This window comes from Treponema primitia (assembly GCF_046533075.1).
Lineage (GTDB): Bacteria > Spirochaetota > Spirochaetia > Treponematales > Breznakiellaceae > Termitinema > Termitinema primitia_B.
Window position 1 is genome coordinate 57497 of record NZ_JAJQRB010000024.1, and the last position, 9261, is coordinate 66757.

Consider the following 9261-nt stretch of genomic DNA (forward strand, 5'->3'; position numbering starts at 1 on the left):
AGATCATGGTTTATAACTTTGACTTCGGGGTTTGGATCACCTTCTTGATTTCGCTGTTCTGATCCATCCATATCCGGGCATTGGTTTCGATGTTGGTCATTTCGGCGCTGACAAAATAGGTTCTGGTGGATGTACCCCCCGCCCGGTCAATGATGGTCTTTACCGCGCCGGTGAGGAGGAAATCCGCTCCGGTTTCGTTGCTCAGGGCTGCGGCGGTGCTTTCGCTGGCATTGCCCTGCTGATCCTGGCGCTCCGCCCGAAGCTCGTTCCGGGTATTGCCGCCGGCCACAAAGTCGGCCTTCCCGCTGTTAAATATGGCAATCTCCATGGTACTGGAAATGATGGACGTGTCGATATGCTCATCGCTGTCATTCTTGAAACTCCCCACCATGATCGTCGGGAGCCGTCCCCGCCGGGCAATTTCCGCGGTAACCCGGGGCGAATCAAGACAGTCCCTGATCAGGCTGTCGCAGACGATACGGACATCGGTGTCATTCCAATAGCCGCTTAAATCGGTCTGGGTGCTTGCATCCACCCGGGTAACCGTGGGACTGGAACTGCAGGACGCAATTGACAGAACAATGGCGCCTAAAAATAATGCCTTAACGATTGATTTCATTTAAAAATTCTCCTTGAAGTTGCTAATAGACCAAACTGACCTGAATTATCCGAATATATAGGAAAAAGAGTTTTTATACAAGGAAACCTGACTCCTATCCGGTAGCCAATCCGTTTCACCGCAGTTATAATTCCCCCTATAATGCGTTTATTTGAGGTAGTTTCCCCCTTTAGCCCGGCGGGGGACCAGGGCGAGGCAATCGCGGCTCTGGCGGCGGGCATTAAGGGTGGGGATAAATTCCAGACCCTTCAGGGGGTTACCGGCTCCGGGAAAACCTTTACCATGGCCAAGATCATCGAGGCGGTGCAGATGCCCACCCTGATTATCAGCCATAACAAGACCCTGGCAGCCCAGCTTTTTCGGGAATTTAAGGGTTTCTTTCCCCACAACGCCGTGGAATACTATGTTTCCTACTACGATTATTACCAACCCGAAGCCTATGTGGCCAGCCGGGACCTTTATATAGAAAAAGATGCTTCTATTAATGAAGAGATTGAGCGGCTGCGTCTCTCCGCCACCCGCAGCCTCATGGAGCGGGAGGATGTGATCATCGTGGCCACGGTCTCTTGTATCTACGGTCTGGCTACCCCGGAGATCTACCGGAAGATGACCGCCACCTTTTCTGTGGGGGAAACCATCGATGTGGACGCCCTGATCCGCCGCTTCGTGGAGCTCCAATACGAGCGGAACGACGCGGTTCTGGAGCGGGGCCGCTTCCGCCGCCGGGGGGATACCATCGACATCTACCCTGCCTACCTGGAGGACGCTTACCGGGTGGATCTTGACTGGGATCAGGTTAAGCGGATACGCCGCTTTAACCCCATATCCGGGGAGGTCTTTGAGGAACTGGACCGGGCCATGATCTATCCCGCCAAACAGTTTGTCATGCCCGCGGAGATGATCCATAACGCCCTGGACAGTATCAAGGATGAACTGGCGGACCGCTACGAATTCCTTAAAAATACAAACAAGCTTATGGAGGCCGAGCGTCTTAAGACCCGGGTGGAGTACGATATTGAGATGCTCACCGAGATGGGTTACTGCCCGGGGATAGAAAACTATTCCGCCCCTCTGGCAGGCCGGAAACCCGGTGAAGCGCCGGACACCCTCATCGATTACTTCCCGAAAAAGCACCTCACCTTTGTTGACGAAAGCCATGTGACCCTTCCCCAGATCGGCGCCATGTACGCTGGGGACCGGAGCCGCAAAACGAGCCTGGTGGACTACGGATTCCGGCTCCCCTGCGCCCTGGACAACCGGCCTCTGCGCTTCGACGAGTTCGCCGAACGGCTGGACAAGACGGTTTACGTTTCCGCCACCCCCAACAAGACCGAGCTGGAACAATCCAAGCGGGTGGTCCAGCAGATGATACGTCCCACTGGGCTCCTGGACCCGATTATCGAAGTCCGCCCCAGCGACGGGCAGATGGAGGATATCTACGGCGAAGTCCGCGCCCGCATCGCCGCAGGGGAACGTTCACTAATTCTTACCCTGACAAAAAAGATGGCCGAGGATCTGACGGACTACCTTACCGGCCTTGGTCTTAAGGTCCGGTACATCCACAGCGAAGTTGAAACAATTGAGCGGGTAGAAATACTCACCCAGCTCCGCCAGGGCGTCTTTGATGTGCTGGTGGGGATCAATCTCCTCCGGGAAGGGATAGACCTGCCGGAGGTTTCCTTCATAGCAATTCTGGATGCGGACAAGATAGGATTCCTGCGTTCCCTCACCAGCCTGGTCCAGATAATAGGCCGGGCGGCCCGGAACGCCGCAGGAAAGGTGATCATGTACGCCGACCGCATGAGCGACGCCATGTCGGCTGCCATTGCGGAGACCGAGCGGCGGCGAACTGTTCAGATGGAATACAACGAATCCCACGGCATTACTCCCACCACGGTAAAGAAGGCCATCGCAGATATTCTGACCCGCCATGCGGAGGAGGAGAAGGACGCCGCCGCCACCGCAGTGGAGGTGCTTAAAAAATCCTACAATGTGCTTATCCCTGCCCAGCGGAAACAGCTTATCCGCGCCCTGGAAGGGGAGATGCTGGAACATGCGAAGAATCTGGAGTACGAGCAGGCCGCGGCTATACGGGACGAGATAGCGAAGGTGAAGGAAGTAGGGAAATAGCCACGGCTTCCGGGCTTTCAAACCGGGGATGCGGCCCGGACGCGTACCCAGACACAACGCCGGTTGTTCCGGCTTCCCGCAGGAGCCGCGCGGTTTCAGCCTCTATAGCTTTTTTATCGCCCCGATAAAGAATACCTTCCCGGGGCTTTCCGGGACCAGTTATTTTCGGTGTGTGTTTGTCGGAAGCTCAGAGGTCATTCTTCCCCCTTGCTTCAATCTCGGCTTGTTCTCGTGCCGCCTTATCCTGTTCCCCTTCTTGTTTCAGTTTCTCGATATTTTTTTCATTATATCTTAATTCTGGAATGTATGTGTAAGCGCGATACACATTCTGTAATTCAATACGGCCATTTTCAAAATCCCACTGATACGTTTTATCTTGCGAATTCCAGGAAGACAGATCCAGGCCATTGCCATATTTTTCTTTTATTTTGTCATAGAGACTTTCAAAAGACGCGGCAGCTTCTTTATATTCTACCTTCACGCGATAGAATTTATCTTCATAAAAATATAAATTGATTGTTTCGAATTTAAATCCCGCAAAGTCTCCGTTACTAATATGAAGAGCATTTTCCCATTCCCAAAAAGATATGCTAGAAGAGGATAAATTATCCTTTGTCTTTAGTATTCCCTCTGCGGCATTTTGACCTGTGCTCCAGGGAATACCCCAAAACCCTTCAAGAGTGCCCAGGATAACCGGTTGGAGAGCTGTGACTATCGCTACAGGTTCTTTGTATGTGACGCTGGCTCCGGCGGGTACCAGAAAATGGATTTTTCCCGATGAATTGGGATAACACTCACGTTCCTCCCATCTTTCGAGGCCTCCTATCGTTTTGTAGCTGTATTTTATACCGCAAACGGGCTGGGATTTTTTGACCACGGCGCCTTCTGCCACCAGATACCGGAAGCTCCCACCGTCCTGCGCGGCTAAAAGTGGCACACCGCCGGCGGCTGTGGCTACAAGAATATCACATTCTTTACATAGTCCTTCATTATTGACTTTCAACAAAAAGCCTTTTTTTCCGCATTTCACACATTGTGCCATGGTTGAGCCTCCTCGCAGTATAATTGTATCACTTTCCATGCTTTGTCAATCCTTCTTAGAGGTCCTTCTTAGAGGTCCGTGGTTGAATTCCCCATGACATTTTTAGAGTAATTCAATAATTTTATTAAACATATGTGTTTTATAGGATTGAGATTGAGTTGACCATGGAAACCGGGTATGCCTGATGTACCTATATCTTTACTATACAGGGAAACCTATAGCCGGGAACTCCTTTCCGTCGTGCCCAGGATGCCCTGAAGTCTAAGTTCAACCCCGGACCACACGGACAAAGACGATAATGTCCGTGTGGTCCGGGGGACCTTATCTTGACGCGGAGACGGTGGTAGATGGTATAATCAACCATCCTCAATAAAAAAAGGAGTTTTTCATGAAAAAGTTCACAAATTTCTCATTCAACCTGTATACCGATATTCTTTTTGGTAAGGGTACGGAAACTGAAGCTGCTTCTTTAGTTAAAAAACATGGCGGAACCAAGGTGTTGCTGGTATATGGTGGGGGTTCGATTAAAAAAACCGGATTGTATGACCGGGTTGTAAAATCACTCAAGGACGGGGGTCTTCCCTTTGTGGAGCTTGGCGGCGTACAGCCCAATCCCCGGCGGACATTAGTGGAAAAGGGCATCAAGATAGCCAAGGATGAAAAAATTGATTTTTTCCTGGCAGTCGGCGGGGGGAGTACCATCGACACCGCCAAGGGCATTGCCTTGGCTATAGCGAATAACGGTGAGTACTGGAAGTTCTATAACAAAACCCCGGCGCCGAAGATGGCCAAGGTGGGGACTATCCATACCATTTCCGCCGCGGGCAGCGAAACCAGCCGTTCCAGCGTTTTGGTGGACGATATCGACGGTACGGGCAAACACGGTTTCCTCTGGGAACCCTGCCGGCCGGTGTTCGCTATTATGAACCCGGAACTCACCTACTCGGTCTCCGCCTACCAGACCGGATCGGGCACCGCGGATATCCTGGCACACTCGGTGATGCGGTACTTTGTACAGGCCGACAGTTATCTGGGAGATGAGTATGCCGAAGCTACCATGCGTACGGTGGTTAAGTACGGCCCCCTTGTCCTGGCAAAGCCGAATGACTATGAAGGGCGGGCGGAGTTGATGCTGGCCGGTTCATTCAGCCATAACGATTTAACCGGTATTGGCCGCAGCGCACCCTTCGGCGGTGAGCATGGCTTGGAAGAGCAGCTTTCCGGGCACTACGACACCGCCCACGGCGCCGGGCTTTCGGTGGTAATGCCTTCCTGGCTCCAGTACATCGCCGACCACGGTACCCCCGATCAGGTTGCCCGGGTAGCTAAGTTTGGGATTAAGGTATTCGGCGCCGATCCGGACCCGGCGGACATAAAGGCCACGGCGGATGACGGGTTACGGCGTTTTCGGGCCTGGCTCAAATCCATCGGTATGCCGCTCACCCTTAAAGAGCTGGGCGTACCCAAGGCGGACCTGCAGGCGGTTATCGATCGCTGCGTAAAGGCCCAGGGTGGAACCATCCAAGGGTATGTGGATCTGGGGAAGGATGCCATAACAGCCATATTTACTGCGGTGGCGGAATAATATTTGTCGTTAAAAAGAAGTGTAAGAGCGCCTTGGAAATTCCAAGGCGCTCTTTTTTATAGGAGAATTTATGAAGCCAATTTATGATGTTGAAGAAAGCCCCCCTCCCGCTAAATCACTGTTTTACGCGGCGGATCCGTATTTCAGTTACCCGGAAGCGCATATCCATTATTAACTTTAATTGCGTTTGCGGCCATTGTTGGTATTATTCTCAATTTAGTTTTACCAAAAGAGAAAAACTAACCTGATAAAAAAGGCTTATCCGAAAACAACGAAGTTTCCGGATAAGCCTCTGGTTTTGTTCTTAGCCAATCTGACCGGTTTATTTAACCAATATGAATTCAACCCGCCGGTTTTTCCACCAGTTATCCCGGTCTTCAAAGGGTACTATCGTCCGGGCGCCGCCGATGCCGGAAGCGGTCAGGCGGCTTTTATTTACCCCGAGATCTGCCAGATAGTTCACCACCGTTTGGGCTCTTTGGGTGCTTAAAAGCTGATCCGTTTCCTGTTCAGCCTTTTTCTCTTTTTCAGTCCGCCCAACAGGATTGGTGTGCCCTTCCACTTGAACCTTGTAGGTTGCGAACTTATTGAGTACCGCGGCAATACGGGCGAGGATATACATGTTATTTTCGACAACATCGCTTGCAAGACCATCGAAGCTGCCGGAATTGGCTCCAAAAACAATGGACGGAACCTGTACCCGGAGCCTATCGCCCTCGCGTATGACCAGAATATCAACTTGTATTATTCCTTGTATGGTTGATACATTGCCCACAGTATCGGTGGCGCTGAAAGAACAGGCATAGTCCGAAGCGGATTGTACTATTTCACCGTTGATATTGCTGCGCCCATCCCAAGTAAGCTCCGTGGGAGGCTCCCCTGAACCGCTCATCTGATAAAAAAGATGGTCCGTAGAATTGGGCTCGTAAATTTCTATCATCCAGCTCCATATGCCGGATTCGTCTTCAGCGCTCAGGGTGATGTGCATTTCATCATTTTCGCCATCCCCATCGGGACTGAAATAATCGGAAGAGAAAGCCGCGCTCAGTGTGGGGCCTGTTGTATCAGGCTCAACTTCCTGCTCCTGTTCCTGCTCTGGCTCCGGCTCTGGCGGCGGCGGAGGGGGTGGGGGGGGTGGTGGCGGCGGAGGAGGAGGGGGCGGCGGTGGCGGAGGAGGCGCGGCCTCTTCCACCGGTTGAGGCTGGGAAGGTGGTTTTATAAGAGCTGGAATTACGGCACAGGCAGAGATAAACAATACAATCAAAAATGCTGAAATTAGGGGGAACAATTTTTTCATAAAAACTCCTATTTTTAGTTTAATTCAGTATCCACAATTATTCTATAATTTCGGTGGTTTTTATCGTTTTATGAATAGCTGCGGTGATTGTTTTGTATAATATTTTGTTTCGTGTTAGTATGCCCCTATGAATACACAGGTTGCCATTACCCGATGTGAAGCCTATGAGCCCGAACTGGTGTATGCCGCCCTCCGTTTTGCGGTAGAAGCAGCCGCGCCTCTCAATGTCCGGGGCAAAACGGTCCTCCTAAAGCCGAATATTGTCTTTGATTCGCCTCCGGAAAAGGCTATAGTCACCCATCCGGTGTTTTTGGAGGCGGTGATTCGACTGGTTCGTGAACTGGGCGCCTCCCGGATCCTGGTAGGGGACAGCCCCGGCCTGCAAAAACCACACTTTACCGCCAAACTCTCCGGCCTTGGGGATGCGGCCAAGCGTATGGGCGCCGAATGGGTAGATTTTACCCGGGAAAAGATCGACATCCCCTGTCCGGACGGCAAGGCGGCAAAGCAATTTACCCTTACCGCCGCGGTCAAAGAGGCGGACTGCATAATCAGCCTCCCCAAGCTCAAGACCCATCAACTCATGTACTACACCGGCGCCATGAAGAACCTTTTCGGTCTTATCCCCTCGGTGGCAAAGAGCCCCATGCATGTCCGTTATCCCAGCCGCGAGACCTTTGCCGCTATGATCGTGGATCTGAATACCGCAGTCAAACCCCATTATGCCCTTATGGATGCCATCATAGGCATGGAAGGCCCCGGCCCCGGATCAGGAGACCCCCGCCATATCGGCCTAATCCTAGGCTCCTCCAACCTCCTGGCCATGGATGTCGCTGCCAGTGACATAATAGGCTATCCCCCCCTGGAGATCCCGGTTACCCGTGAAGCCCTAAACCGAGGCGTCTGGCTCAACTCCCTGTCGGAAATCCAATACACCCTGCTTACCCCCGGTGAACTACGCATCCCCGATTTTAAGAAGATCCCCCTTAAAAAAACCGGAGGCCAGCTCTCAGAATTCCTCCTCCCCAAACCTTTCCGCAAATTCCGCGAACGCCTAACCCCCCGCCCGGAAATTGATCCCTCAATCTGTCTCCGCTGCGGCGACTGTACCCGTATCTGCGGCTCCAAAGCCATGACCCTAAGCGGAGAAGGCCCAGCCAAGCAGGTCCGCATCGACTACAACACCTGCATCCGCTGCTACTGCTGCCACGAAATCTGCCCTGTCAAAGCGATTGATATAAAGAAAGTCCCCCTAAGAGCGGCTCTTCGCCACCGTAATTAGGAATTCAACCACGGACCTCACGAAGGACACGGACAAAGACGATAAAAAACAAACAATCGAGATACACAGGATTTTACACGGAGCCCGGGACCTATCACGGTATTTGCAGGCAGAGTAGGCCGCGCCCTCCGATCTCCGCGTTCCTTGACAGTGTATGCATAAATTGATACAATTATGAGGTAAATAGGAGATACAATATGTTCAATATCCATGTTAAACCATCCCGGGAGCTCCGAAACAACTACGCGCAATTTTCATCGATCCTGAAGGATCACGACCAAATTATCATAACCAATAAGGGTAAAGGCGAGGCGGTGCTTATCAGCATTGAGGACTATGCCGATTACGAAGAATACGTACACCGCCGTTATGTCCGGGAGAAACTTTCCGAAGCGGAAGCTGCTGCTACAAAACCCGATGCCGTATGGCTAAACCATGAAGAATTTTGGGATGATCTCGTATAATTTCTATGGCATATAAAATTCAGTATCTTGATTTAGCAAAAAGTGATGTTAAAGAGATAAAAAGCTATTTAACCCAATTTTATCCATCCACCCCTGCAAAGTTTTTGGCCGATCTGAAGAAAAATATTACAAACCTCTCGTCCATGCCCGGTATGTATGAAGCGTACCACGACAATCCCTCCTATCACAGGCTAGTCGTTTCCAATTACCTGGTTTTTTACAAAGTGGATGATAAAAATCAAACAGTCGAGATACACAGGATTTTACACGGAGCCCGGGACCTATCACGGTATTTGCAAACAGAGTAGGCCGCGCCCTCCGATCTCCGCTTGACACAATTCACCTAGCCGGGTAATATTTTCGAGTAGATTTACCTTTCAGAAGGTCAATTGGGGGTGTAGCTCAGTTGGCTAGAGCGTTTGAATGGCATTCAAGAGGTCAGGGGTTCAATTCCCCTCACCTCCAAGACTTTTTAGAACCGTAAATCTTCATCGACAAACCCCTAATCTTAGTGGAATTGAACCCCTGACCTGCCCCGTTGCGGCCCAAGCAAGTGCGTAGGGCCGCAACGGGGTCTTTGACAAAAGATACGAAGGTTCAATTCCCCTCACCTCCAGAACTTTTTAGAACCGTAAATCCTAATCGAAAAACCTTAATCCCAGTGGAATTGACCCCCTGCTCTGCCCCCGTTACGGCCCAAGTAGGTGCGTAGGGCCGCAATGGGGTCTTAGGCGCAAGATACGAAGGTTCAATTCCCCTCACCTCCAGAGCTTTTTAGAACCGTAAATCTTCATCGACAAACCCCTAATCTTAGTGGAATTGAACCCCTGACCTGCCCCGTT

The 9261-nt window shown here is 51.3% G+C and carries 9 protein-coding genes and 1 tRNA gene; 7 read left to right on the forward strand and 3 right to left on the reverse strand.

Annotation, left to right across the window (positions count from 1 at the left end):
* Positions 1 to 10: 10 nt before the first annotated feature.
* The gene (locus LQZ19_RS04895) at positions 11 to 619 is read right to left on the reverse strand and encodes a penicillin-binding protein activator LpoB (RefSeq protein ID WP_411046539.1); all 609 of its coding nucleotides are present in this window, start codon (positions 617 to 619) and stop codon (positions 11 to 13) included.
* A 141-nt stretch (positions 620 to 760) separates the two neighbouring features.
* Here LQZ19_RS04895 and uvrB point away from each other — a divergent pair, with 141 nt between their 5' ends.
* Positions 761 to 2749, forward strand: a complete 1989-nt coding sequence (gene uvrB / locus LQZ19_RS04900; protein ID WP_411046540.1) for an excinuclease ABC subunit UvrB — start codon at positions 761 to 763, stop codon at positions 2747 to 2749.
* A 187-nt stretch (positions 2750 to 2936) separates the two neighbouring features.
* On the opposite strand, the gene LQZ19_RS04905 is transcribed toward uvrB, so the two are convergent.
* A complete protein-coding gene (locus LQZ19_RS04905; protein WP_411046541.1) occupies positions 2937 to 3791 on the reverse strand; it encodes a hypothetical protein in 855 nt (284 codons plus the stop codon).
* A 388-nt stretch (positions 3792 to 4179) separates the two neighbouring features.
* Here LQZ19_RS04905 and LQZ19_RS04910 point away from each other — a divergent pair, with 388 nt between their 5' ends.
* Positions 4180 to 5376: an iron-containing alcohol dehydrogenase gene (locus tag LQZ19_RS04910; RefSeq protein WP_411046542.1), complete on the forward strand. Its 1197-nt coding sequence runs from the start codon at positions 4180 to 4182 to the stop codon at positions 5374 to 5376.
* Between the two features lie 322 nt (positions 5377 to 5698).
* Here LQZ19_RS04910 and LQZ19_RS04915 read toward each other — a convergent pair whose 3' ends face one another.
* Entirely contained in the window at positions 5699 to 6364 is a 666-nt protein-coding gene (locus LQZ19_RS04915) for an OmpA family protein (RefSeq protein WP_411046543.1), read from the reverse strand.
* A 71-nt stretch (positions 6365 to 6435) separates the two neighbouring features.
* On the opposite strand from LQZ19_RS04915, the gene LQZ19_RS04920 reads away from it, so the two are divergent.
* From LQZ19_RS04920 to LQZ19_RS04940, 5 genes are all read left to right on the forward strand, one after another.
* Positions 6436 to 6597, forward strand: coding sequence for a hypothetical protein (locus tag LQZ19_RS04920; RefSeq protein ID WP_411046544.1), 162 nt, complete (start codon positions 6436 to 6438; stop codon positions 6595 to 6597).
* A 203-nt stretch (positions 6598 to 6800) separates the two neighbouring features.
* Positions 6801 to 7955, forward strand: coding sequence for a DUF362 domain-containing protein (locus LQZ19_RS04925; RefSeq protein WP_411046545.1), 1155 nt, complete (start codon positions 6801 to 6803; stop codon positions 7953 to 7955).
* Between the two features lie 197 nt (positions 7956 to 8152).
* Entirely contained in the window at positions 8153 to 8419 is a 267-nt protein-coding gene (locus LQZ19_RS04930) for a type II toxin-antitoxin system Phd/YefM family antitoxin (RefSeq protein ID WP_411046546.1), read from the forward strand.
* 5 nt (positions 8420 to 8424) lie between these two features.
* A complete protein-coding gene (locus LQZ19_RS04935; protein ID WP_411046547.1) occupies positions 8425 to 8727 on the forward strand; it encodes a type II toxin-antitoxin system RelE/ParE family toxin in 303 nt (100 codons plus the stop codon).
* Between the two features lie 83 nt (positions 8728 to 8810).
* Positions 8811 to 8884: transfer RNA gene (locus LQZ19_RS04940), tRNA-Ala, on the forward strand.
* Positions 8885 to 9261: the final 377 nt, after the last annotated feature.

Excerpts from the sequence above, each read along its gene's own strand:
- LQZ19_RS04895 (WP_411046539.1), bottom strand. The coding sequence starts at position 619 with ATGAAATCAATCGTTAAGGCATTATTTTTAGGCGCCATTGTTCTGTCA.
- uvrB (WP_411046540.1), top strand. The coding sequence starts at position 761 with ATGCGTTTATTTGAGGTAGTTTCCCCCTTTAGCCCGGCGGGGGACCAG.
- LQZ19_RS04905 (WP_411046541.1), bottom strand. The coding sequence starts at position 3,791 with ATGGCACAATGTGTGAAATGCGGAAAAAAAGGCTTTTTGTTGAAAGTC.
- LQZ19_RS04910 (WP_411046542.1), top strand. The coding sequence starts at position 4,180 with ATGAAAAAGTTCACAAATTTCTCATTCAACCTGTATACCGATATTCTT.
- LQZ19_RS04915 (WP_411046543.1), bottom strand. The coding sequence starts at position 6,364 with ATGCACATCACCCTGAGCGCTGAAGACGAATCCGGCATATGGAGCTGG.
- LQZ19_RS04925 (WP_411046545.1), top strand. The coding sequence starts at position 6,801 with ATGAATACACAGGTTGCCATTACCCGATGTGAAGCCTATGAGCCCGAA.
- LQZ19_RS04930 (WP_411046546.1), top strand. The coding sequence starts at position 8,153 with ATGTTCAATATCCATGTTAAACCATCCCGGGAGCTCCGAAACAACTAC.
- LQZ19_RS04935 (WP_411046547.1), top strand. The coding sequence starts at position 8,425 with ATGGCATATAAAATTCAGTATCTTGATTTAGCAAAAAGTGATGTTAAA.